General features: G+C 72.5%; 18 protein-coding genes. 5 read left to right on the plus strand and 13 right to left on the minus strand.

What is annotated here, in order from left to right; translation table 11 throughout:
• Positions 1-45 precede the first annotated feature (45 nt).
• Positions 46-1,737, plus strand: a complete 1,692-nt coding sequence (locus AMOR_RS06910; protein ID WP_248360001.1) for a sigma-54 interaction domain-containing protein — start codon at positions 46-48, stop codon at positions 1,735-1,737.
• A 67-nt stretch (positions 1,738-1,804) separates the two neighbouring features.
• Here the strand turns inward: AMOR_RS06910 and AMOR_RS06915 are convergent, their stop codons facing one another.
• The 12 genes from AMOR_RS06915 to AMOR_RS06970 all read right to left on the minus strand — a co-directional run bounded on the left by AMOR_RS06915 (position 1,805) and on the right by AMOR_RS06970 (position 15,858).
• The gene (locus tag AMOR_RS06915; protein WP_248360002.1) at positions 1,805-3,052 is read right to left on the minus strand and encodes a radical SAM protein; all 1,248 of its coding nucleotides are present in this window, start codon (positions 3,050-3,052) and stop codon (positions 1,805-1,807) included.
• Between the two features lie 36 nt (positions 3,053-3,088).
• Complete coding sequence (locus AMOR_RS06920; RefSeq protein ID WP_248360004.1) at positions 3,089-4,771, minus strand: MFS transporter; 1,683 nt, start codon at positions 4,769-4,771, stop codon at positions 3,089-3,091.
• 55 nt (positions 4,772-4,826) lie between these two features.
• Positions 4,827-5,615 carry an SDR family NAD(P)-dependent oxidoreductase gene (locus tag AMOR_RS06925; protein WP_248360005.1) on the minus strand — a complete coding sequence of 263 codons (789 nt, stop codon included), beginning with the start codon at positions 5,613-5,615 and terminating at the stop codon, positions 4,827-4,829.
• Complete coding sequence (locus AMOR_RS06930; RefSeq protein ID WP_248360006.1) at positions 5,612-6,841, minus strand: radical SAM protein; 1,230 nt, start codon at positions 6,839-6,841, stop codon at positions 5,612-5,614. Before AMOR_RS06930 ends, AMOR_RS06925 begins: the two co-directional genes overlap by 4 nt.
• Positions 6,842-6,853: 12 nt before the next feature.
• Positions 6,854-8,260, minus strand: a complete 1,407-nt coding sequence (locus AMOR_RS06935; RefSeq protein ID WP_248360007.1) for a nitrogenase component 1 — start codon at positions 8,258-8,260, stop codon at positions 6,854-6,856.
• 2 nt (positions 8,261-8,262) lie between these two features.
• The gene (locus AMOR_RS06940) at positions 8,263-9,669 is read right to left on the minus strand and encodes a nitrogenase component 1 (protein ID WP_248360008.1); all 1,407 of its coding nucleotides are present in this window, start codon (positions 9,667-9,669) and stop codon (positions 8,263-8,265) included.
• Positions 9,670-9,683: 14 nt separating this feature from the next.
• Positions 9,684-10,559, minus strand: a complete 876-nt coding sequence (locus AMOR_RS06945; protein ID WP_248360009.1) for a nucleotide-binding protein — start codon at positions 10,557-10,559, stop codon at positions 9,684-9,686.
• Between the two features lie 53 nt (positions 10,560-10,612).
• Positions 10,613-11,431 (minus strand): ABC transporter ATP-binding protein, encoded by an 819-nt coding sequence (locus AMOR_RS06950; RefSeq protein ID WP_248360010.1) that lies wholly within the window; start codon positions 11,429-11,431, stop codon positions 10,613-10,615.
• 27 nt (positions 11,432-11,458) lie between these two features.
• Complete coding sequence (locus tag AMOR_RS06955) at positions 11,459-12,256, minus strand: ABC transporter permease (protein WP_248360011.1); 798 nt, start codon at positions 12,254-12,256, stop codon at positions 11,459-11,461.
• Between the two features lie 11 nt (positions 12,257-12,267).
• Positions 12,268-13,032 (minus strand): ABC transporter permease, encoded by a 765-nt coding sequence (locus AMOR_RS06960; protein ID WP_248360013.1) that lies wholly within the window; start codon positions 13,030-13,032, stop codon positions 12,268-12,270.
• Positions 13,033-13,226: 194 nt separating this feature from the next.
• Positions 13,227-14,318 carry an ABC transporter substrate-binding protein gene (locus AMOR_RS06965; RefSeq protein ID WP_248360015.1) on the minus strand — a complete coding sequence of 364 codons (1,092 nt, stop codon included), beginning with the start codon at positions 14,316-14,318 and terminating at the stop codon, positions 13,227-13,229.
• 40 nt (positions 14,319-14,358) lie between these two features.
• A complete protein-coding gene (locus tag AMOR_RS06970; RefSeq protein WP_248360017.1) occupies positions 14,359-15,858 on the minus strand; it encodes an OprO/OprP family phosphate-selective porin in 1,500 nt (499 codons plus the stop codon).
• 446 nt (positions 15,859-16,304) lie between these two features.
• On the opposite strand from AMOR_RS06970, the gene AMOR_RS06975 reads away from it, so the two are divergent.
• Positions 16,305-17,558: an MFS transporter gene (locus AMOR_RS06975; RefSeq protein ID WP_248360019.1), complete on the plus strand. Its 1,254-nt coding sequence runs from the start codon at positions 16,305-16,307 to the stop codon at positions 17,556-17,558.
• A gap of 94 nt (positions 17,559-17,652) precedes the next feature.
• Here AMOR_RS06975 and AMOR_RS06980 read toward each other — a convergent pair whose 3' ends face one another.
• A complete protein-coding gene (locus AMOR_RS06980; RefSeq protein ID WP_248360021.1) occupies positions 17,653-18,936 on the minus strand; it encodes a trans-sulfuration enzyme family protein in 1,284 nt (427 codons plus the stop codon).
• Positions 18,937-19,363: 427 nt separating this feature from the next.
• Between AMOR_RS06980 and AMOR_RS06985 the strand changes: the two genes are divergently transcribed.
• Genes AMOR_RS06985 through AMOR_RS06995 form a run of 3 tightly spaced genes read left to right on the plus strand, consistent with a single transcriptional unit; the run spans position 19,364 to position 22,821 of the window.
• Positions 19,364-20,701 (plus strand): YeiH family protein, encoded by a 1,338-nt coding sequence (locus AMOR_RS06985; RefSeq protein WP_248360023.1) that lies wholly within the window; start codon positions 19,364-19,366, stop codon positions 20,699-20,701.
• Between the two features lie 7 nt (positions 20,702-20,708).
• Positions 20,709-20,942 (plus strand): hypothetical protein, encoded by a 234-nt coding sequence (locus AMOR_RS06990; RefSeq protein WP_248360025.1) that lies wholly within the window; start codon positions 20,709-20,711, stop codon positions 20,940-20,942.
• 43 nt (positions 20,943-20,985) lie between these two features.
• Positions 20,986-22,821 carry a nitrite/sulfite reductase gene (locus AMOR_RS06995; protein ID WP_248360027.1) on the plus strand — a complete coding sequence of 612 codons (1,836 nt, stop codon included), beginning with the start codon at positions 20,986-20,988 and terminating at the stop codon, positions 22,819-22,821.
• Positions 22,822-22,987: the final 166 nt, after the last annotated feature.

The following is a 22,987-nucleotide window of genomic DNA, read 5'->3' on the forward strand; positions in this document are numbered from 1 at the left end:
TCGATGGAGTTTGTGCTGTCCGTTATAACGGACTACCATCCGTCCATGTCCCATACCGCCGACCGTGCACGGGGCGCGACCGGCGCGCCCCGGCTCGCTCCGGAGCCGAGGGGATCCCACCTGCACGACGCCCTCGTCCTCGAGCTCTGGCGCGACGTCTCTCGATCGACGTCGCGCGCCGAGATCCTGGAGCGCATCCTCGCGCGCACCGGCAGCGTGCTCCCGATCCGCGCCCTCCTGATCGCGCGCGCCGAGGGCGAGTCGCTCGTGCGCGTCGCGGTGGCGCCGGGCGCGCGGCCTCCCGCCGAGGGCGAGCCGGCGATCCCGTTCGAGCGCGCGCGGAGGCTCTTCCTGGAAGCGCGCGTCGCGTCCGGGCGCCCGGCCCGGCTCACCGGCGCGGGCACGCTCCTCCCCCCGGGGCTCCAGGGCCGGTTCCTCCTCGGCGCGCTCGAGGCCGCGGGGGAGCCGATCGGCGCCGCGGCCTTCGTGGGCACGGCGACGGCCGAGTTCACCCCGGAGCACGTCGCCATCGCGGAGCGCCTGCTCGAGCCGCTCGGGTTCCTCCTCGAGCGCAGCCTCGGCGAGGGCGACGCGCCCCGGCCGTCGGGGGTCGCCCGTGCACGCGCGTCCGGTCCTGCCGGCGCGCCGCGCGCCCTCCGGCCGGACGCCGCGGAGGGCGCCATCGTCGGCGAGCGGCAGGGGCTCCGCGCGGTGATGGATCTCGTGGTCCGCGCCGCGCCGGCGGATGTGCCCGTCCTCATCATGGGCGAGACCGGGTCGGGGAAGGAGGTCGTCGCGCGCGCCATCCACGAGCGCTCCGCGCGGGCGTCCGGTCCGCTCGTGCGCGTGAACTGCGGCGCGATCCCGACGGAGCTCGTCGACTCCGAGCTCTTCGGCCACGAGCGGGGCAGCTTCACGGGCGCGGTCGCGACGCGCAGGGGATGGTTCGAGCGGGCCGACGGAGGGACGCTGTTCCTCGACGAGATCGGCGAGCTCCCGCTCGCGGCGCAGGTGCGGCTGCTGCGCGTGCTCCAGGACGGGACGTTCGAGCGCGTAGGAGGTCAGACGCCGCGATCGGTCGACGTGCGGATCGTCGCCGCGACGCACCGGGACCTCTCGGAGATGGTCGCCACGGGACAGTTCCGCCGCGACCTCTGGTACCGGCTGAACGTGTTCCCCATCCACCTGCCGCCGCTGCGCGCTCGCAGGGACGACATCGGCCTGTTCGCGACGCACTTCGCGGCGCTCGCCGGGGAGCGGCTGTTCGGCGCGCCGGCCGTGCCGACGGAGGAGGACATCGCGCTGCTCCGGGACCACCCGTGGCCGGGCAACGTGCGCGAGCTCGCGGCCGTCATCGAGCGCGCCGCGCTGCTCGGCGGTGGCCGCTGCCTCGAGGTCGCACAGGCGCTCGCCGCGCCGCCCGCGGCGGACGGCGTCGGCGTCGGCGTCGCGGGCCGGCCTCACGAGGGGAGCGCTCCCGTGCGCCCCGCCCCGCAGGACGCGCGGGTCCAGCCCGAGCCCGGGACGGCCCCGGTCGGCCACGCCGTGAGGCCGCTCGAGGCCGTGCTGATCGAGCACATCGAGCGCGCGCTCCTCGCGACGTCGGGGCGCATCGAGGGGTCCGGGGGCGCCGCAGCGCTGCTCGGCGTGAACCCGCACACGCTCCGCGCGCGGATGCGGAAGCTCCGGATCGACTGGACGCGGTTCCGCCGCGGCGCCGCCCCGACCGGCGAGTGACCACGCCGGCCGGGGCGCCGCGCCGGAGCGACCGCTGCCGCGAGCGCCGCGCGGCGCCCGCCCTGGCTCACCCGCGGCCCGCCCCGCTCGTCGCCGGACGCCTTCTCGCGTCCTCGAAGACCGGGAACAGCTCGTCCTGGATCCGGTACAGGTCGTGCTGGATCCCGACGGACGACGCGTTCGCGTCGTACACGTGCTCGTAGGTGATGCCGTTCCGCTTCCAGATCGTGACCAGCTTCTCCGCGAGGTCGAGGTACCAGGCCGGCTCCGGCGCGCGGTGACCGCGCAGCTCCGACCCCGGGTTCGGGCACCACACGGTGAAGGTGCCGACCACGCCCTTCGAGGCGAGCACCTCGAGCCCCTCCAGCGTCCGCGCCTTCGGCTCGATGCCGGCGACGAAGTTCGAGCGGACGCGGCCATGCCCGAAGACGCCGACGGCGTACTCCAGCGCCCGGACCCAGTGCGCCCATCCTCCCGAGCCGCGAGCCTTGCCCGGGCAGATCACCTCGTAGATCCGCTGATCCCAGATCTCGAGGTTCATGGCCGTGGTGCGGAAGCCGGCCTCCTCGAGGCGATCCAGGTTCGTGAGGTCGAGGGGCGCGGCGACGGTGGCGGTCCCGTTGAACCGCTCCTGGCCGGTCGCGGCGCGGATCGCCTCCGCGACGTCGAGGTAGTAGTCCAGCTCACGCCGCTCGGGGATCACGCCGCCCGTCACGGTGAGGTGCCGGTAGAGCCCCTCCTCGGCGGCCGCGGCGATGGTCTCGCCGATCTGGCGTGGCGTCTTCCAGTGGTTCAGCCCCTGCCGCTCCCCGAACTCGCTCTTCGTGTAGTTGATGTTGCAGAAGAGGCAGTCCTCGCCCCGGTCCTTGTACGAGCACTCGTTGCTGTAGACGACGAAGACGTGCTGGTCCGGGCTGGCGATCGCGATGGTGGACATCGGCTTCCCGTCCGACGTCTTCCGCGAGTAGAAGCCCGGACGCGGGTGGAAGGAGATCGGGAACACCTCGTGCTCGCCGTCCGCGAGGATGAACGTGCTGCCGTCCAGGGCGATCCGGTAGCGGGAGCGCGGGTTCCAGCGGACGGGCACGTCGAGGCCGTGCGGGGTGACGAACTCGGCCGGGAGGTCGCCCTCGTGTGGCTCGAAGTCCATCACGAACAGGCACTGGATCTGCTCCTTCACGTCGGAGCCGAGCCGGAGCGCGCGGAGCGCCTGCGGCTCGACCGCCACGCCGTCGGTGACGACGTCGGTCTTCACGACGAGCTCGTTCCAGAGCTTCGCCTTCAGCTCCGTGATGCGGTTGGCAGTGGCGCTCATGTCTGCTCCTGTGCGGCTGGGGCCGGGGGAAGCGGTTCAGACGGCGAAGCGGGTCACGGCGGACGGCCCGCGCCCCTGGGAGAGATCCACGACCTTCACCAAGCGCGGCGTCACGCGGAACAGGGCGCTGTCGCCGAGCTCGCCCTTCTCCGCCCGCTCCCTGAAGCGCGGGTTCCGCGCTCCGATGAGCTGGATGGCGCGAGCGCGCTCGCGTTCGTCCGACACGGGCTCGGCCTCGCCGCGGATCTCCACGTTGCGGAAGCTCGGCAGCTCCTGTCGGTCGTGCTGGAAGAGGACGGCGACGTGCCGGTTCACGCCGAGGTGCCGCACCTTCTCGGAGCTCCGGCTCGTGGAGAAGTAGACCGTGAGGCCGTCAGCGGCGAACGAGGCGAGCACGCGCGTCGCCGGGCCGGTCGTCTCGTCGACCGTCGAGAGGACGATGAGAGGGGTCTCGTGCAGGTATTGCGGGATCTGGTTCTTCTCGAGCGCCATGGTTCTGCTCCTTGCTTCGTGGGGGGTGAAGGCCAGGACGAGGAAGAAGGGTACGAAGATCACGAGGACGGCGTGCGCGGGGACCGCTCGGCTCGCGAGCGCGCAGGCGAGGGGGCCGACCGTGATGCCCAGGCCGGCAGACGCCTGGAACAGGCTGGAGATCTTGCCCCGCGCCCCGCGCAGCTCGCCGAGGCGCGAGGAGACGAGGACGTGCACGAGCCCCAGGCCGACGCCGAGGACCGCGCCCGCGGCCGCGAGCGCGGCCGGTCCGGGCGCAAGCGCGGTCCCGAGCGCGCCGGCCGCGGCGATCGCCCCGGCCAGGCGCCGCAGCGCGACCCGACGGGCCGCCAGCCCGCCCGCGAGGAAGGACGTGAGGATGAAGGCCGCTCCCTCGATGACGAGGATCTGCGAGGCGGCAAGCGGGCCGGCGCCGAGCTCGCGCACGGCCACGACCACGACGAACGCGCTGAAGGCCGAGAAGCACGCCGCGCCCAGCATCTCGGCCGCGACGACGGGACGGATGGACCGCTCGCGCAGGACCGAGGCGAGCTCGGCCAGCTGATCCCGGAACCCTCGGGCCGGCGGCGCGGCGCGCGGGCCCCGGTCGTCGAGCACGAGCAGCGACACGACCACCGCGCTGAGGAGCTGCAGGGCCACGACGACGCCGAATACCGCGCGGAACCCCGCGCTCCGGGCGAGGAATCCGGCGACCAGCGGCCCGAGGAAGGTGAGGCCGATCGACATCGAGCCCTTGAACCACCCCGCCTTCTCGCGCCCGATCGTCCCCAGGCACGAGAAGAACGCCGCGTTCAGCGCCGTGAAGCGCAGCGGCCCGAGGAGCCCTTCCGTCCCCATCAGCAGGATCAGCGCGAGCGGCTTGTCGGCGAACGCGATCGCGGCAGCGACGGCGGCGCCGGCGACGCCGCCCACCCGGAACACCTTCCGCGGGCCGAAGCGATCCACCAGGAAGCCCACCGGCAGGACGAGCAGGAGCATCCCGAGTCCGGCGATCGCCCTGAGCGCGCCGATCTCCGCGTTCGTGGCCTCGAGTCGCACCGCGTGCAGCGGGACCGCGAGCTGCATCACGCCCGACGCCGTGCCCGCGAGCACGTTCAGCACGACGAACCCCGCGGCGACCGGCGTGCCGCGCGCCGCGCGTTCGGGGGCCGCGTCCGCGACGAGCGGCGCGTCGACCTCGAGGTGGAATGGCAGGGCATCGGGTTCCATGACCGTCGTGCGGAGGCCCTCGCGCTCCCGCGGTAGCGGGCCGCGGTCGCCTCGCTCAGGCCTCCAGGGGTCGGCCGCCGATGACGAACCCGCCGCCCGAGACGTCGAGCCGGGCTCCGGTGACGAACGAGGCCTCGTCCGAGAGGAGCCACACGATGGGGCGCGCCACCTCCTCGGCCGTCGCGATCCGGTTCGCCGGGATCGTGGCGGCGATCGCGGCGAGCGCCGCCGGATCGTCGGTCACGCGGCGGGTCATCGCGGTGTCGGTGAAGCCCGGTCGGACGGCGTTCACGCGGATGCCGCGCGCCGCCACCTCCTTCGCGAGCCCGACCGTGAAGGTGTCCACTGCCGCCTTCGACGCGGCGTAGGCGGACGCGCCCGGCCGGCCGCCGATGGTGGCCGCCATCGAGGACACGTTCACGATCGCGCCGGCACCGCTCCGGGAGAACCGGGCCACCGCCTCGCGGCTGGCGATGATCGTGCCGGTGACGTTGGTCGCCCAGAGCGCCGCCAGATCCTCGCCGGTGAAGGTGCCCACCGGCCCGTGCCGCCCCCCGATCCCGGCGCTGTTCACGAGGCCGGCGAGCGGCCGCCCCGGGAAGCGCGCGTCCACCTCGGCGAACAGCCGGACCACGTCCCCCTCCTTCGCCACGTCCGCGGCGAGCGCGTGGGCCTCGCCGCCCGCGTCCCGGAGCTCCGCGACCAGCGCCGCGGCTGCCGCCTGCTGCGACCGGTAGGTGATGACGACCGGCCAGCCCCGGGCCACCGACAGCCGCGCCACGGCCGCGCCGATCCCGCTCGAGCCACCCGTCACGAGGATCGGGCCGGACGTGCGCGCGGTCACGGGCGCACCTCCGTCGCCGGCCGCACCGTCCCGGTCGCCTGGGCCTTTCGTGGTGCGGGGAGCCGCCCCTCCTCGATGCGGTAGATGTCGTGGACGAGGGTGGTCGGCGCCGCGTTCGCGTCGTAGATCTGGTCCCAGGTGAAGCCGACCTTCCGGTAGAGGGCGACGGTCTTTCTCGCGACGTCGAGGTGCCACTCCGGCTCCGGTGACCGATGCCCCTCGAGCGCCGAGCCGGGGTTCGGGAACCACGCCGGGGAGATCGCGATGATCCCCTTCGCCGTCAGCGCCTCGATCCCTTCCAGCGTCGACTGCTTGCTCTCGAGCCCGCCCACCATGTTCGAGCGCACCCGGCCGCGACCGAACACGCCGACGGCGTGCTCGAGCGCCGCGATCCAGTGCTTCTGGCCGCCGCACAGCTGCTCCTTGCCGGGGCAGTACGCCCGGAAGAAGTGCTCGTTCCAGACCTCGATGTTGATCGCGAGGGTGCGGTAGCCGACCTCCTTGTACTTCTCGATGATGCTGAGGTCCTGCGGCGCGCCGATGCAGGCGGTGCCGTTGAAGTCCTCGAGGCCGGTCTGCTCCTTGATGCTCTCGGCGACGTCCAGGTAGTAGTCCACCTCGCGCCGCTCCGGGACGAAGCCCCCGCTGATCGTGAGGTGGCGCGCGCCCTCGGCGTACGCCGCGGCGATCGTCTCGCCGATCTGGCGCGGGTACTTCCACCGGACCCCTTCGGCGTCGCCGTAGGTGTCGCGGGTCGCGTTGATGTTGCAGAAGAGGCAGTCCTTGCCGGTGGACTTGAGCGAGCATTCGTTGCTGTAGGCGACGAACACGACGCCGTCGGTGTTGTGCACCGCGACGGTCCGCATCTGCGTGCCGTCCGAGGTCTCCTGGCGGTAGTAACGGGGCCGCTTCGCGAACTCGACCGGAATGGCCTCGCCGTCGCGGCGCACGAGGAAGAAGCGCTTGCCGTCGCGCTCGAGCCGGTTCGGCGACCGGCGGTTGTAGTTGAAGAGCGCGACGAGCCCGTGCGGCAGGACGAGGTACGGGGGCAGCTCGAGGCCGACGTGCGTGTCGGTGTCGTACTCGAAGAGGCAGTGGACCTGCTCCTGGTGCTCTCCGCCCACGTCGGCGTGGTCGAAGATCGCGGGGTCGAAGGTGATGCCCTCCTGGCTGACGTGGGCCTTCAGCTCGAGCTCGCGGTACTGCGCTTCCTTCAGGCTGGACATGGACGTTGCTCCTCAGGCGTGGGGGACGTGGACGACTTCGAGCGCCGGCGGCCCGTGCCGCCGGTGCAGTTCGGGTTCGTGCAGCGCGGCCGCCGGGGCGCCGCGCGCACCGGGCTCGCTCCGGGCGCGCCGCACGGCCGACAGGATGCTCTCGACGAGGTGGAGGGCGCCGTCGACGCCGGCGTGGCTCCGCCGGAGCACCGCCGAGGCGCGCAGCGGCGCCGCGGTCTCGACGTGCGCGGCGCCGAGCTCGCGGGCGACCGCCGCCTCGAGGGCGCTGCCGAGCACCAGCTCAGGCGCGGCGGCGCGCAGCTCGGCCTCGATCTCGCGCCGGCTCGCCAGGAACGCGACCGCGGCTCCGGGACCGGCGACGGCCTGCACCGCCTCGAGGATCGACGCGCGGCGCTCGGCGGGCGGCTCGTCGGTGACGATCACGCGCTCGACCTGCTGCCCGAGGGTGCCGGCGAGGAACCGCGCCTGCCCCACGGCGCCCGCGGTGCCTCCCACGACCGCGACGCGCTCCAGCACGTCGCCGAGGAGCAGGCTCGCGCTCGCCCGGCTCAGGAAGTGGCGCAGCCTGCGGTCGAGCCCCGCGCGCGCCGCCTCGACGGCGGAGGGATCGAGCCCGAGCGCCTGGGCGATCCGCTCCAGGAGGAGACCCGCGTCCCGGCTGCCGACCGGGACCCAGCCGAGATCGACCACCGGCGTGCCATTCCGATCCGCGAGGAGCTCGGCGGCCGCGTGGCCCCAGGGCGAGAGCACCACGTTCACTCGTGCCCGCGGCGCCTGCCGCCACGCGGTGAGCCCCTGGTCCAGGCCGACGAGGCGGTTCGTCTGCAGGCCGAGCTCGCCCAGGACGGCCTCGAGCTCGAGGAGGTCGCCGTCCCAGGTCGGATCCTGGCCCGGCACCACGCCGAGGAGGTTCACGTCGGGAGCGGGCCCGCGGGCGTCGTCGGGGAAGAGCCCGGGCAGCTGGTCCAGCAGCGATCGCGCCGCCGCGGCGGCGCCGCTCCAGCCGTGCCCCTTGAACCCGGGGGTCGCGATGCCGAGCACCGGGAAGCGCTGATCACGCGCCTCCTTCACCATGGCCGGAACATCGTCGCCGACGATCTCGGGAACGCAGCCGGTGACGACGACGTACACCTCGCCGTCCTGCACCTTGACGGTGTTCTTGATCTGCTCGCGCAGGCGCGCCGTGCCGCCGAAGACGACCTGCTTCTCCTGCAGCACGGTGGCGCTGAGCTCCTGGGTGCCCGTCGAGAGCTCGCCGTGTCCGCCCGCGAACGCCTCGGTCGACGTCCGGGCCCCGACGCCGCACCCCGGGCTCGCGTGCAGGACGGGCACGATGCCAGCGACGGCCTCGAGCAGGCGCAGCGCACCGTGCAGCGCGCAGCCGCTGCGATCCTCGTGAATGGGCATCGTCACTTCACCTCGTGCTTGATGAACCAGTGGGTGCTCTTCGAGAGCCAGCCGGCGGCGTAGCTCCCCTCCCCGCCGTCGGCGAGGAACCGCGCGAAGCCGGGATTCGCGAGCCGTCGTGCGATGGCCGCCGCGACCCGCTCCACGCCGGCGTAGCCGAGGAGCGGCACGCGCTGCAGATCGAGGACGGGGATGCCGAGCCGGAGCGCGTGAACCGCGGCATTCCCACGCGTGATGCAGAGCGCCGGCCGCAGGGATCGCAGCAGGTTCACCTCCTCGAAGGCCTGCCCCTCCCCGACCAGCACCGGGAGGTCGGGCTGGCCCGCCGCGAGCTCCTTCAGGCGCGAGAGGTGGCGCGGCCCGACGGACGGGACCGAGAGCCCGGACAGCGAGAGCCCCAGCTCTCGCAGGAGCTCGGCCGCGGCGAGCGCGGCGGACGCCGGCAGGTTCACGAACACCCGCGCGCCCGCGTGACGCGCCAGGCTCGCGCGCACCCCCGCGAGCGCGCGGGCGTGCCGCGCCGCGACCGCCGCCGCCTGCGCCTCCTGGCCCGTGGCCGCGCCGATCCGCGCCAGCCACCGCGTCGTGCCCGAGATCCCGACGGGCGGCGGCGACTCGAGGTACGGGACACCGCGCAGCTGCCGGAGCGCCTCCCCGGCGTACTCCGACTCGTCGGGGTCGATCGAGACCGACAGGCGCGCGTGCACCGCCTCGCCGAGGCTCGCCACCGGCGCGTGGCGCGGGAACGACCCGGCGGCCACGCCGACCTCGCCGATCAGCGCGCGGAGGTGGGCCAGCTCCTCCTGGCCCTCGGCGAGCGCGATCAGGTTCACGTGATCACCGGCGCCGCCGTGCCGGTGCGGGAGCAGGTGCTTCACCAGGGCGTGCACCGTCACGTCGTGCCCGGTGCTGCCGAGCTTCGAGCGGAAGCCGTCCGTGTACACGGGCGCGATGGGGACGTTCAGCTCCTCGCGCAGCTCGGCCGCCACGGACTCCAGATCGTCGTTGTTGATCGCCACCACGGGGGTCGCGAGGACGGCGATCGCCCGCGGCGCATGCTCCCGGCGCAGGCGGAGGATGGCGTCGCGCAGCTTCGCGTCGCCGCCCATGATCGAGTCGCGCTGGGTGAGCCCGGTGACGATCCAGGGGGTCGCCGGCCCGTCGGCGTGCAGGGTCGCTGCGCAGCCCGCCGGGCCGTGGATCACGAGGCCCAGGCCCTCGATGGTGCGGAGGAGGTCGAGGGCACGCTGGAGATCGCTCGGGCGGTCCTGGGCGAAGGTGCGGACACGCTGGGCGAGCCCAGCCTCCCCCTCGCGCGCCAGGGCGCCGATCGCGCCGGCGAAGGCTCCGATGTCGCCGGTACGCTTCTCGCGGACGGGGGCGGTGCGCTGCTGGATCGAGATGGTCATGTTGCCCTCTCCGCTCAGATCCCCGCGGCCTTCGCCGCGACGATGCCCTGCTCGCTCTCGAGGAGGACGTTCCCCCACTTGCGGGCCCAGGCGCGCAGGTCGTTCACCGCGAGCGGTCTCGGGATCACCGCGGTGGTGTCGGCGAGCACCTTGCTCGCGAGCTGGCGATAGACGTCGGCCTGGGGCGAGCGCGGGCTCGCCTCGATGACGGTCTGGCCGCACAGCTCGGCCTGCGCGACGGTGGTGGATCGGGGGACGTACTGGACGGCCCGCGTCCCCGTCGTCTCGGCGAAGTCGTCGATGAGCGATCGGGCGTACGGCTGGGAGATGCTGTTGGCGATGATGCCGCCCAGCCTCGCCCCGCCCGACGGCGCGTACTTGGCGATGGCGCGGAAGAGGTTGTTGGCGGCGTAGATGGCCATGAAGTCGGCCGACGACACGACGTACACGCGGTCCGTCAGGCCCTCGCGGATGGGCACCGCGAAACCGCCGCAGACGACGTCGCCGAGGACGTCGTAGAGGACGACGTCGGGCTTGAACTCCTCGAAGAGGCGGAGCTCGCGGAGGAGCTCGATCGCCGCGTTGATGCCCCGCCCCGCGCAGCCCACGCCCGGCACGGGACCGCCCGCCTCGATGCAGAGGACCCCGCCGAAGCCGACGCGGGAGACGTCCGACAGCTGGATCCTCCCGCCGTCGCGCGTCGCGTCGAGCACGGTGGGCAGGTAGGTGCCTCCGCGCAGCGTGCTCGTGGAGTCGCTCTTCGGATCGCAGCCGATCTGGATGACGCGGCGCCCGGCGTCGGCGAGCGCCGCCGCGAGGTTGGAGGTGGTGGTGGACTTGCCGATGCCACCCTTTCCGTAGATGGCGATGTGCTGCGGTCGGTCGGTCATTTGCGCGTCTTTCCTGGCGGTGGAGGGGCGTCGGGTCCGGGCCGGATCCGGGCTCAGATCTCGAACTCGATGTCGGACTCCGCGGCCGTGAAGAACTCGCCGTAGATCCGCTTGCGGACCGAGACGAACGCGCCGGAGCTGCGGTCGCGCGGGCGCGGCAGATCGACGTGGACGAGCTTGCGGATCGTCCCGGGGCGGTTCGACATGACGGCGACCCGGTCCCCGAGATAGACCGCCTCGTCGATGTCATGGGTGACGAGGACGACGGTGGACCGCTCCACCTCCCAGATCCGGAGCAGCTCCTGCTGCATCTGGATCCTGGTGAGGGCGTCGAGCGCGCCGAATGGCTCGTCGAGCAGGAGGACCCGGGGCTTGTTCACGAGCACCCGGGCGATCGCGGCGCGCTGGGCCATGCCGCCCGAGAGCTGGTGGGGGTAGGCCTTCTCGAACCCGGAGAGCCCGACGACCTCGATGGCCTCGGCGATCCGCCTGCGTGCCTCCGCCTTCGGGAGCCGGCCGAGGGCGAAGCCGACGTTCCGCTCGACCGTGAGCCACGGCAGGAGCCGGCTGTCCTGGAACATGATGCCCCGCTCCAGCGAGGGTCCGCTGATCGGAGCGCCGTCCACGGTGACGGTGCCGGCGTCGTTCCGCTCGAGCCCCGCCACGATCCGGAGGAAAGTGCTCTTGCCGCAGCCGCTGCCGCCGATGATCGAGAGGAACTCACCGGGCCGGACGTCGACGTCCACGCCTCGCAGCGCGACGACCTCGTTCCCGTTCGCGTTGAAGCTCTTCCCGATGCCGGTGGCCTTGATGGGTGGCGCCTCGGGGGCGGCGGATTGGAGAACGCGGCGGGCGATGGTCGTGGTGGTCATGGGGCAGGCTCCTGGGGCGCGCCGTCCTCAGGCGCTCGTCGCCGGACGCGCGGGGCGCCAGCGGAGGACGTGGCGCTCGACCGCGCCGATCGCGGTGGTCAGGCCGAAGCCGATGAGCCCGTTCACCGCGATGCCCACCAGCACGAGGTCCATCCGGCCGAGGGCGCGGCCTTCGATGAGGGTGCGGGACGCGCCGGGGGCGATCTGGAGGAAGAACTCCGCCCCGAACGTCGCCAGCCACGCGGTGACGAGGGCGAGGTGCAGGCCGGTGAGGATCTGCGGCGCAGCGTACGGAAGGAGGAGCCCGGTGACGAACTTCAGGCGCCCGAGCTCCAGGACACGCGCGAGCTCGACGTGCTCGCGCGGCAGGGCATGCACGCCCTCGAAGGTGTTGATCACCACGGGGGTCACCGCCGCCACGGCGACGAAGGCGATCTTGGTGGACTCGCCGCCGCCGAACCAGGCGGAGAGGAGCGGGATCCAGGCGAACACCGCGACCTGGCGGTACGCGTGAAAGCTCGGGCCGACGAGGCGATCGGCCCAGCGCGACACGCCGAGGACCGTCCCGAGGATCACGCCTGCGGCCGCAGCGAGCGTGAAGCCGCACGCGGTGCGGCCGAGGCTCGCGGCGACGCCGGACCAGAAGTTCGGCACCGTGAGCTCCGTCCATGCGGTCCTCGCGACGAGCGCGGGCGAGGGCACGAGGTCCGGGTTCACGAGGCGCGCGCTGCTCGCGACGGACCACGCGGCGATGACGACGAGCGGCAGCGCCAGCGCTCGGCGGTCCTGCAGGGGAAGCGCGACGGCACGGGATACGGTGGCCATGGTCGGTCTCCTCAGAACGCCGCCCGGTGCCACCGGCGAAGGCGGCGCTCCAGGCCGGACAGCACGAGGTCGAGGGAGAGCCCGACGAGGCCGATGACGACGATGGCTGCGAGCACCACGTCGAGCTGGAAGAGCTGGCGCCCCCAGACCACCATGAACCCGACCCCCTCGCTCGACGCCACGAGCTCGACGACGACGAGGGACATCCAGGCCGCGCCGAGGCCGCTCCGGACCCCGGTGAACAAGGACGGCAGCGCGGCCGGGATCACGATCCGCGACACCACCTCGCCGCGCCCGAGCTGGGAGACGCGCGCGAGCTCGAACCACTTGCAGGGGATCCCGGCGATGCCCTGCATCGTGTTGATGGTGACCGGCAGCGCCGTAGACCAGGTGATCACCGCGGTCTTGAGCGGCTCGTCGATCCCGAACACCAGGATGAGCAGCGGGATCCACGCGAGGACGTTCACCTGGTACATGGACATGAAGGTGGGCCGCACGTACGCCCGGAACGTCGTCGACAGGCCCAGCGTGCCCCCGACGAGGAGCCCGCTCGCGGTGCCGATCGCGAAGCCCTTCGCGACGCGGACGGCGCTCACATGCAGGTTGGCCAGGATCGTCCCGTCCGCCCACAGCCCGCGGAACGTCTCGAGGACCACCGCGGGCGGCGGCAGCACGAGGGTCGAGACCCACTCCCGATCCGCCGAGAGCTGCCACAGCCCGAGCAACATCGCGGGAACCACCGCCGCCGCCCCGACCGCGACGGCACGCGGCGCCACAGCCCTGAAGACCGTAGCGAGCGCGTGAGGCCCGGCGCCCGCACTCGGCGCGCGCGGCTCCTCGCCACGGGATGGCGTGACCTCTCGATCGAGGAGTGCGCTGGCGGTGAGGTCGGAGAACATGATCGCTCCCTTTTCCGGCTTCGAGTCGACGTGGAGGGTGGAGGGCCGGGCGTGCGGCGCGTCGGCGGCGCTCAGCGGGCGGCCGCCGACGCCCCCGTGGGCGGCGCCTTCGGCTTGCCGTCGGAGTCCAGCTCGCGCCAGACGCGCGCGAGGTTCAGCTCCGCGAGTCCGCGGTTCAGGTACGTCGCGTCGAGCCACTGGTCGACGTCGAAGTCCTTGCGGACGAGCCGCAGCCCGCGCGCCGCGTCGAGGAGGCGCCGGTACTGGACACGAAAGAACTCGTCGAGCAGCGGCGACGCGCGGTCGCGCAGCACGAAGGAGTCCCAGTCGCCCTTCCAGGCCGGCAGGCCGAACCCGCTCTTGGTCCAGATCTGGTAGGCCCGCGCGCGGTTCGCCTCGTCCGCGAGCCATGCAGCGTCGCGTAGGACGGAGTTCACGACCCGCTGCACGACGGCGGGGTAGCGCGCCGCGAACTCCTCGGTGACGAGGAGGTGGCTCACGCGGCCCAGCCTGGGGTCGCCCTGCGTCGAGTAGACGATGCGCGCGACACCGCGCTCCACGAGCGGGAAGACGTCGGACCCGGAGACCTGGGCGTCGATGTCCTTCGACAGCAGCGCCGCGTTGCCGTCGTTCGTGGACATGTTGATCAGCTTGAACTCCGAGTCCTTCAGCGACTTGCTCTCGAGCACCCGGTACAGCGCGAGCTGGAGGTTCGTCCCCTTGAACACCGCCACCCGCTTCCCCTTGAGGTCCTCGAGCGTACGGGCCGGCGAGTCGGCGGGGACCGCCACGTAGGTCGGCTCGAACCGCGTGTGCGCGAGGATCACCTTCGTGCGCAGGCCGCCGGCGCGGGCCACGAGGGACGGCAGGTCACCCTCGAACGCAAAGTCGAGCTGGCCGTTCGCCAGCGCCTCGTTCACCGCCGGGCCGGCGCCGGAGAAGTAGATCCACCTCACCTCGATGCCGTCCGGCTTGAGCTCGTTCTCGAGCGAGCCGTTCGCTGCGACGACGGAGGAGTACGACCAGCCCGAGACGGGACGGCCGCCGGTTCCCACCGCGGCGACGCCGATCCGGACGACCGTCGGCCGGTCCGCGGCAGGCGCGACGTCGGGCGCGGCGATGGATAGGAGCGTGAGGACGAGAGCCAGGATGCTGGTGCGCATGGGTGTGGTGTTCCTCCGGAGCGAGGGGGGTGGTGTCGCGCTAGAAGCCGAACTGGAGCTGGAGCAGCACTTCCGCGGACTTGTCGTTCTCGGCCGCGACGACGTGCTGGATGCGCCGGTTCACGTTGAGCTGTGCCTTGGTCGTCTCCGCGAAGAAGACGTTCAGGCCGGCGGTGTAGACCTCGTTGGCGGAGCCGGGGGTCCGGTCGTCGGCCTCCCAGCGGTCGTACCGGACGAAGGGCTGGAAGGTCTTCGGCCACCAGTCGTCGAACTTGCCCTGCGTCTTGATGCTCCGCAGGAATTGCTCGCCGAAGCTGTAGAAGGCGGTGACGGTGTGGCCGGCGCGATCGAAGGTCCCGACCTGGGCGGCCGAGGTATCCGTCCTCGCCTGCGTGACGACCTTCTCTCGGGCGCGGACGTACTCGTACGTCAGGCCGAACGGGAAGTGGCTGTAGTAGACGTCGAGGCCGAAGCGGTTCTTGGCGCCCGTTCCGAGGATCGCCGGCGTCTTGTAGCCGTCGTTCAGCGTGGCGCGGCCGATGTACGCCGACGCCCCCACGCGCAGCTCGCGGAGCCACGAGTTGTACTCGGCGGGCACCGTGAAGGCGACGCGCCCGACGATGTCCTTGAACGCGTTCTCGTCCCCGCGGTTGGGACCGTTGCCGTTCACGATCCCGAGCGCGACCGCGAGGGCCGCCTGCCGGTAGTTGTAGCCGAAGTCGTACTGCGAGAAGAACTCGGCGCGCGCGATGAGCCCGATCTGCCGTGCGCCCAGGCCGGTCTGGCCGACGAACAGCGCGTTGTTGATGACCGGCTTCAGCTCCTCGGTGGTGTTCGACTCGAGGCCGAAGGGGAGCAGCTGCTGGCCGAGGGTGAACGAGAGCCGATCGCCGTCGTTCTCGATCGTCGGCAGGGCCTGGTAGGCGACGTTCGCGTCGAGCAGCGACAGGAAGTTCGTGTTCGCGCCGGCGGAGGGGACCGCGTTCACGCCCACGCTGAAGCCGAGGTTCCGCGCCTGCTCGTAGTCGCGGTAGAGCAGGCCGTTGAAGGCGACGATCGCGGCGGGAACGTCGAAGGACGTCCTCCGGTTCTCGAGCAGCGCCGGGTTGTTGACGGACGTGTTCGCGATGCTCGACGGCACCGGCGAGGTGATGTCCCGCGAGTAGTACGAGGTGCGGGCCTGGACCGTCCCGGAGATGGTCAGGTTCCGGTTGCTGAGCGCGCTCTTCGTCTCGCGGTCCCGCTGGACCTGGTACTTGAAGTTCTCGAGGTCGGCCTGGACGCCCTGGACGTCGGCGCGCGTGGGCGTCTCACCCGAGCCCGGGTCGAGACGCGCCTCGAGCAGCGCGACGGTCTTCTCGAGCGCGTCGAGCTCGGAGCGCAGGTCCGCCGGCCTGGGCTCGGGCGGTGTCAGGACCGCCGGCGTCGTCGACACCTGCGCCACCGCCGGACGCGCAGACGCGGGCGCGGAAGGGCCTTCGGCGCTGGCGCGCCCGACCAGCAGGAAGGTCGCGAGCGTGAGTGCGGCGCGTCGAATCATGTGCGGTGCTCCCGGCGTCGAGAAGGTTTGCCTGCGCGTCGCCTCGCCCCTTCTGCAACGCGCGTGCGCAGGGCTCGCGTACGGCACGCCGACGCTTCACCTACCGGCAGTCACGACCGAAGGCGGGGGACGCATGTCCGCCATTACAGACGGGCTCGCCGCCCCAGCCTGCGGAGCTGCGCTCACGGGCGCGCGGGGGGCTCGACGCGCCGACATCGCGTGGAGCTCTCGCCGTCGGCCTCGGGCGGGTCACGGGTGATCCCAGCTGCCGTCACGGGCGCCCAGCACCGGTCACGGCCGGGCGACACGCGTCCACGCCACGAGACGAGCCGAGGTTCGCACCCCCGAGCCCGCGAGGCGCTTCCCCAGCTGGACGGATCGTCGCCTCCACGGTCCTTCGACGCGTCTCGTCTCTCGCTGGTACCGCGCGTGCACCGGCCGCCCGCGTGCGCGCCTCGTGGGAGCGGAATCGGTTCCTCGTCCTCTTCGCTGCCGTCACGTCCGTCATGGGCGTCAGCGTGGGGATGGCCCGGGTCGCGACCTCGCTCTACGCGCTCGAGCTCGGGGCGAGCGAGACCGTCCTCGGGCTGATCGCCAGCGGGCAGTCCATCGGGCTGCTCCTCATGAGCCTGCCCGCGGGCGCGCTCGTGGACCAGCTCGGCCCGAGGCCCCTCTTCCTGGCAGGGACGATCGTCGCGGGCGTGACCTACCTCACCGTCCCGCTCGTCCCGTCGCCGTGGTTCCTCCTCGCCTGCACGACGGTCGCGAGCTTCTGCATGCCGACACGGTTCGTGCCGCTCAACGCGGTGTTCATGCAGCAGCTCGCCACGGTGGGCGAGGCGAAGGCGGGCTGGTACCGTGGCACGCACATGACCGGCATGGCGCTCGCCGGCCCGGTGCTCGCCGCTGGCGCCGCGAAGGTCCTCGGGTATCCGGCGACCTACGGCATCATCGGTGGGCTGTTCGCCGTGAGCCTCGTCGCCGCGCCCGTCATCCTCGACCGCTACGCGGTCCGCGGAGATCCGCGGCGTCGCGTCTCGCTGCGAGACGTCCTGGGCCAGCTGGCGCTGCTCGGGGACGAGCCGGAGCTCCGCGGCGCGTGCCTCGACGACTTCTGCGTCCAGGCGGTGAACGCCTTCTATACGTTCTTCATCGTCGTGATCGCGATCCAGGCGCTCCACGCAGGTCCGCGCGAGGCCACCCAGCTCCTCGTCGCGCAGGGTGGCGCGTTCATCGCCGCCCTGTTCCTGCTCGGCGCGCTCGTGAGCAGGGTCGGCGTCACGCGCCTCCGCCGCACCTGTCTCGGCGGGATCGCGTGCGGGCTGCTCGTCCTCGGCCTCGGCCGAGCGCTCGGCACGCTCCTCGCCGGCGGGCTTCTTCTCGGGTCAGGCCTCGGCGTCCTGCAGATCTCCACCCTGAGCCGGTTCGCGACGCTCGGGACGAGGCTGGGGCGCGGCCGCACCGCGGGGCTCGAGGCGCTGTTCGGGCCGGCCGGCGCCCTGACCGGGAGCGCCGTCGGCGGCGCGCTCGGCCATCTCATCGGCCTTCAGCCGGTGTTTCTCGTGCTCGCCGCGATCGTCGCCGCGCTGGCCTTCGTCTCCGGGAGGCGAGGCTCCGCGACGGCAGCGCCGGCGCCTCTGCGTGCCGCGCAGGTGCAGCCCTGTTCGCTGGCCGGCGGCTCCGTGTCACGCGATGGCTGATCCGGCGGCGGCGCGGGAACGCGCCCTCTCCTGGCGGTAGGATCCGTGACGCCGGCACCCCACGCGACGGGCGCCGCGTCATGCCCCGCCTCCGTCAGCCCGGCAGCGTTCCCAGCGACTGCTCGAGGTCCCCGACGAGATCCGCGGGGTCCTCGATGCCGATGGAGAGCCGGATCACGCTGTCGGTGATCCCGGCGCGGAGCCGCGCCTCCGGTGTCATCGAGGCGTGCGTCATCGACGCCGGGTGCGCGACGAGGCTCTCGACGCCCCCGAGGCTCTCCGCGAGCGTGAACCAGCGGAGCGTCCGGAGCACGTGCTCCACCCGGTCCGGCCGGCCGTCCCGGAGCTCGAAGCTGAGCATCGCGCCGAAGCCCGCCTGCTGCGAGCAGGCGAGCGCGTGCTGTGGGTGCCCCGGGAGCCCGGGGTAGAACACCTTCGCGACCGCCGGGTGCGCCGCCAGGTACTCCGCGACGAGGCGCGCGCCCGCCTCGTGCGCCTTCATCCGGAGGAGCAGCGTCTTGAGGCCGCGCAGGACGAGGAAGGCGTCGTGCGGGCTCTGCGACGTGCCGAGCAGGTTGTTCATGCTCTGGATGCGCTGCAGCAGCGCCGTCTGGCCTGGCGCCGCGACGACGGCGCCGCCGACCACGTCGCTGTGGCCGTTCAGGTACTTCGTGGTCGAGTGGACCACCAGGTCGGCGCCATGCCGGAAGGGCTGCTGCAGCACGGGCGAGAGGAACGTGTTGTCCACCACGGTGAGCGCGCCGTGGGCGCGCGCGATCGCGCTCACCGCCCGGATGTCGGTGAGGCGCAGCAGCGGATTGGATGGCGTCTCGATCCAGACCATGCGCGTGTTCGGGCGCATCGCCTTCTCGACCGCCGCGAGGTCCGCGAGCTCGAGGTACGTGACCTCGAGCCCGTACGCCGCCTTCGCGTGCTCGAGCGCGCGGAAGGTCCCGCCGTAGCAGTCGACCGTGCAGAGGAGGTGGCTGCCGTGCGGCAGCAGGTTCACTGCCACCACCACCGCGCTCATGCCGGTGCTCGTGCAGGTCGCGCCGCTGCCGCCCTCGAGCAGCGCGATCGCCTCCTCCAGCGCCGCGCGGGTCGGGTTGCCGCTCCGTGTGTAGTCGTAGCCCGCGTTCGTGCAGACGTCGCGGAACGCGAAGGTGGACGTCTGGTAGATGGGCGGCATCACCGCGCCGTACGCGGGATCGGGCTGAACGCCCGCGTGGACGCACTGCGTCCCGAGCCGCGCGGCGGCGACGAGCGGTGCCCGCTTCGTCCAGCCGACCTTCGCCGGCGACCCGGCGGGCAGGATCGTGAAGTGGTAGGCCGGGTTTCCCGGAACGTTGGAGTCGAGGTGGACGTCTTCGGCGGACATGTGAGGACCTCGGCGCGATGCGATGCGGCGGCTGCCGCGCGAAAGCGGACATACCTAGCCGGTCGCCGCGGTGAACACAAACGGGCGCGCCGTCTCGCACGGCCGCGATGGCGGAGGCCGCCGAACGTCCGGGCGCGAGCCTGGTAGAGGCGAATCCTCGAACGCACCGCCGACCGTCCGCCACACCGGACATTCATCCGTTCTCCGTTTGACAGGAACTCCGTCCGTCATCTAGGATGCAGTCGATCATGCGCTCTGCTGCTCCGCGATACGACGCGCGCTCACGACGGGTGAAGTGTACCTGTCGCCGGCCGGCGCCTCCCGCGCGAATGCGCGGCTGAGCCGCCGGCGACCGCAGCGCCCGAGCCCGTCGCGTTCCCTCCACACCGCACCGTGCGGCGCACGCGCGCCGCTGCAGGAGAGCTGCATGTCAAACGCAACGACGACCGTCCTCCCGTGGCACCGCCGCGAGGACACCTGGGCGATCATCATCGCGCTGGGGCTCGTCCTCGGCGTGACGCTCGCCTTCTTCCTCGGCGCCGCGCACGCCATCTCGACGACCGCACTATCGTTCCCGACGTGGTCGGAGAGCGGCAAGCTCCTCGGCGCGCTCGGGGCGAACCCGGTCGGGCCGCTCGCGCTCTTCGCGGTGTTCCTCGCCGCGTTCTCCGTCGCGTCGCTCGTGATCGGGTGGGACGTGGCGAAGTACGCGGCCGGCTTCGCACTCCTCTTCGCCTTCTCGATCGTGGTGACCGCGCTCGGGTCGAACGCGCTGCTGAAGCAGTGGCAGCTCGAGACCCCCCTGCTCGCGCTCGCCGTCGGGATGGTGCTCGGAAACCTCGTGACCCTTCCCGGCTGGTTCCAGTCGGCGCTTCGCACCGAGTTCTACGTGAAGGTCGGCATCGTGCTCATGGGCGCGACGCTGCCCTTCACGATCATCGTACAGGCAGGTCCGCTGGCGATCGTGCAGGCGACGATCGTCGCCGTGACGACCTTCGTCGCGATCTACCTCGCGGCGACGCGCCTGTTCGGGCTCGACCCGCGCTTCGGCGCGACGCTCGGCGCGGGCGGCTCCATCTGCGGCGTGTCCGCTGCGATCGCCATCGGGGGCGCGTGTCGCGCGGAGAAGAGCCACGTCTCCGTCGCGATCTCGATGGTGATCTTGTGGGCGGTGGCGATGATCTTCGCCCTCCCCTTCGCGTGCCGGGCGCTCGGGCTCGCGCCCGGAGTCGCGGGCGCGTGGGTCGGGACGTCCGAGTTCGCCGACGCGGCCGGGTACGCGGCGGCCGCGACGATCGGGGACGAGCGCGCGGTGAAGACGTTCACGCTCATGAAGGTGGTCGGCCGCGACATGTTCGTCGGCATCTGGGCGATCGTGGTGGCGTTCCTCGCCGTGACGCGCTGGGACCGGAAGAGCGCAGGCGAGGCAGAGAAGGTCGGCCTCGGCGAGATCTGGCGCCGGTTCCCGAAGTTCATCCTGGGCTTCCTCGTCGCGTCGCTCGTCGTGACCGTGATCCTCGCGAGCTTCGACTCGAACGTCGGCACCCGGTTCTCGAAGGACGCGATCGGGCCGCTCAAGAACCTGCGCGGGTGGGCGTTCACCTGGACGTTCCTGTCCATCGGCTTCACCACCCGCTTCCGCGAGCTCACCCGGTTCGGGTGGCGGCCGTTCGCAGCGTTCGCGCTCGGCGTCCTCGTGAACGTGCCGCTCGGCTACTGGCTCTCGACGCACGTGTTCGACGCCTACTGGCTTGCAGTGAAGTGAGGGGACCGTGGTCGATCACGTCACGCACGTCGACGTCGATGCCGTCGGCCGCCGTGCGTCCGAGCTGGCGCGAGCGCTGACCGCCCTGGGCTTCTCGGTTCGCTGCAAGCGCGGTCGGACCGTCGCCGACTCCAGCGCGATCGAGGCGCAAGACGCGAAGGCGAAGCTTCGGGCGCTCGGGTTCGCCGACCGGGAGTACCGGATCTTCGTCGAGTACGTCCGGCAGTGGGGGTTCCTGTGACGGAGCCGCAGCTCGGTGGGCGCCGCGCGCCCGAGGGGATCGCATGACCGCAGCCATCCATCCGCAGGGGCGCGACCGCGCCTCCTTCGCGGACGACGCCGAGATCGCGGCGTTCGTCGAGACGCTGGGACGCTTCGAGCGTGGCGAGATCGACGCGGAGGCGTGGCGCGCCTACCGGGTCGCCCGGGGCGCCTACGGGCAGCGGCAGGACGGTGTCCACATGCTGCGGATCAAGCTGCCCCAGGGCGCCGTCGGCGCCGACCAGCTCCGCGCCCTCGCCGAGGTGGCGACCCGATTCTCGCGCGGGTTCGGGCACGTGACGACGCGCCAGAACTTCCAGCTGAACTTCGTCCGGCCCGCAGACCTCGAGCCGGCGATGCGGCGTCTCGCCGAGGCCGGCATCACGACCTCTGGATCCGGCGGGAACGCCGTCCGCAACGTGGTCGCCTGCCCGCGCGCGGGCGTCTCCCCGGACGAGGTGTTCGACGTGACGCCTTACGCCGAGGCGTTCACGCGTCACTTCCTCCGTCACCCGCTCGGGAACGCACTGCCCCGCAAGTTCAAGGTGGCGTTCGAGGGGTGCGTGGACGACCACGTCGCGACCGCGATCCAGGACCTCGGGTTCCGCGCGCGGCTCCGGACCAGCGGTGGAACGGCGCCGCGCGGCTTCTTCGTCACCGTCGCGGGCGGCACGTCGTCGCTCTGCACGACGGGCACCCCGCTCTTCGAGTTCCTGCCAGCCGGCGACATCCTGGCGCTCGGCGAGGCGGTCGTCCGCGTCTTCCACGCGCGCGGCGACCGGGTGAACAAGCAGCGGAACCGGCTCAAGTTCCTCGTCCGTTCCCTCGGGTTCGAGACGTTCCGGAGCCTCGTCGTGGCGGAGCTGGAGCGCGTGCGCGCGGAGGGTGCGCCGGCGCTGCCATTCGATGCGGATCATCCGCCCGCCGAGGCGATGCCCCGGCCTGCCCGGCCGGCGCCCTCGACGCCCGTCGAAATCGCGGACCGCGTCCGCGCCGCCCGGCTCGCGGGGCCCGGGGAGCCGCCGCCCGTCGATGTCATGACCGCCCCCGCACCAGACGCCCTGGAGACGTTCCGCAGGACGAACGTGCACGCCCAGCGGCAGGCCGGATACTCCGTCGTGACCGTCTCGCTGCCGCAGGGCGACGCGACCGCCGCGCAGCTGGAAGCGGTCGCCGGCCTCGCAGAGGCGTACGGCGACGGCTCGGCCCGGTTCACGAGCGGAGGCCACCTCCTGCTGCGGTGGATCCGGACGGACGACATCGGAGAGCTGTTCTTTCGCCTCGCTGCCGCCGGGCTCGGCCGGGACGGCGCGGGCAGCGCCGCCGACGTGGTCGCCTGCCCCGGAGCGGACGTCTGCCGGCTTGCCGTCACGCGCACGCGCGCGCTCTCCCGGCTCGTCGAAGGCGAGGTCCGGCGCACGCTCGCACCGGACGTGCTCGCGGTGAGGCTGCCCCTCAGCGTCTCGGGTTGCCCGAACGGCTGCAGCCAGCACCACCTCGCGGCCATCGGGCTCCAGGGCAGCGCACGTCGACTCGGCGGCCGCGCGGTGCCGCAGTACTTCATCCTGCTCGGCGGCCACGTCGGCGACTCCGGCGCGACCTTCGGCCGGCTCGCGGGCAAGGTGCCGGCGCGGCGTATCCCGGAGGTCGTGACGCGCCTCACGGCGCTGTACGTCTCGGAGCGCCGCGACGGAGAGGGCGCAGGCCCGTTCTTCGCGCGCGCGCTCGATCGGGCGAAGGAGGTCCTCGCCGCGTTGGAGGACCTCCAGGTCGAGGATGCTCGGCCGGAGGACTTCGTGGAGCCGGGCGCTTCGGAGGAGTTCCGTCCGGAGTCCCAGGCCGGAGAGTGCGCGGCGTAGCCTCACCGTCGCGGTGCGCCGAGCGAGCCGCTCCGTGCAAGAATCCGCCGCTCGCCGCGAGACAGGCGTAGCCCTCAACCGCGCCGGAAGCACGTCTCCGAGAACGCGTGCTGGTTGTCCTGGCTCTCGTGGATGTCAGGTTGCGGAGCTTCGACCGGATGGACGA

Origin of the sequence: Anaeromyxobacter oryzae (assembly GCF_023169945.1) — a bacterium.
Lineage (GTDB): Bacteria > Myxococcota > Myxococcia > Myxococcales > Anaeromyxobacteraceae > Anaeromyxobacter > Anaeromyxobacter oryzae.

What these genes read in the sequence shown, in the direction of transcription:
- AMOR_RS06980 (WP_248360021.1), bottom strand. Translation starts at nt 18,936, where the DNA reads ATGTCCGCCGAAGACGTCCACCTCGACTCCAACGTTCCGGGAAACCCG.
- AMOR_RS06920 (WP_248360004.1), bottom strand. Translation starts at nt 4,771, where the DNA reads ATGGAACCCGATGCCCTGCCATTCCACCTCGAGGTCGACGCGCCGCTC.
- AMOR_RS06995 (WP_248360027.1), top strand. Translation starts at nt 20,986, where the DNA reads ATGACCGCAGCCATCCATCCGCAGGGGCGCGACCGCGCCTCCTTCGCG.
- AMOR_RS06985 (WP_248360023.1), top strand. Translation starts at nt 19,364, where the DNA reads ATGTCAAACGCAACGACGACCGTCCTCCCGTGGCACCGCCGCGAGGAC.
- AMOR_RS06915 (WP_248360002.1), bottom strand. Translation starts at nt 3,052, where the DNA reads ATGAGCGCCACTGCCAACCGCATCACGGAGCTGAAGGCGAAGCTCTGG.
- AMOR_RS06970 (WP_248360017.1), bottom strand. Translation starts at nt 15,858, where the DNA reads ATGATTCGACGCGCCGCACTCACGCTCGCGACCTTCCTGCTGGTCGGG.
- AMOR_RS06910 (WP_248360001.1), top strand. Translation starts at nt 46, where the DNA reads ATGTCCCATACCGCCGACCGTGCACGGGGCGCGACCGGCGCGCCCCGG.
- AMOR_RS06965 (WP_248360015.1), bottom strand. Translation starts at nt 14,318, where the DNA reads ATGCGCACCAGCATCCTGGCTCTCGTCCTCACGCTCCTATCCATCGCC.
- AMOR_RS06955 (WP_248360011.1), bottom strand. Translation starts at nt 12,256, where the DNA reads ATGGCCACCGTATCCCGTGCCGTCGCGCTTCCCCTGCAGGACCGCCGA.
- AMOR_RS06940 (WP_248360008.1), bottom strand. Translation starts at nt 9,669, where the DNA reads ATGACCATCTCGATCCAGCAGCGCACCGCCCCCGTCCGCGAGAAGCGT.
- AMOR_RS06930 (WP_248360006.1), bottom strand. Translation starts at nt 6,841, where the DNA reads ATGTCCAGCCTGAAGGAAGCGCAGTACCGCGAGCTCGAGCTGAAGGCC.
- AMOR_RS06950 (WP_248360010.1), bottom strand. Translation starts at nt 11,431, where the DNA reads ATGACCACCACGACCATCGCCCGCCGCGTTCTCCAATCCGCCGCCCCC.
- AMOR_RS06945 (WP_248360009.1), bottom strand. Translation starts at nt 10,559, where the DNA reads ATGACCGACCGACCGCAGCACATCGCCATCTACGGAAAGGGTGGCATC.
- AMOR_RS06935 (WP_248360007.1), bottom strand. Translation starts at nt 8,260, where the DNA reads ATGCCCATTCACGAGGATCGCAGCGGCTGCGCGCTGCACGGTGCGCTG.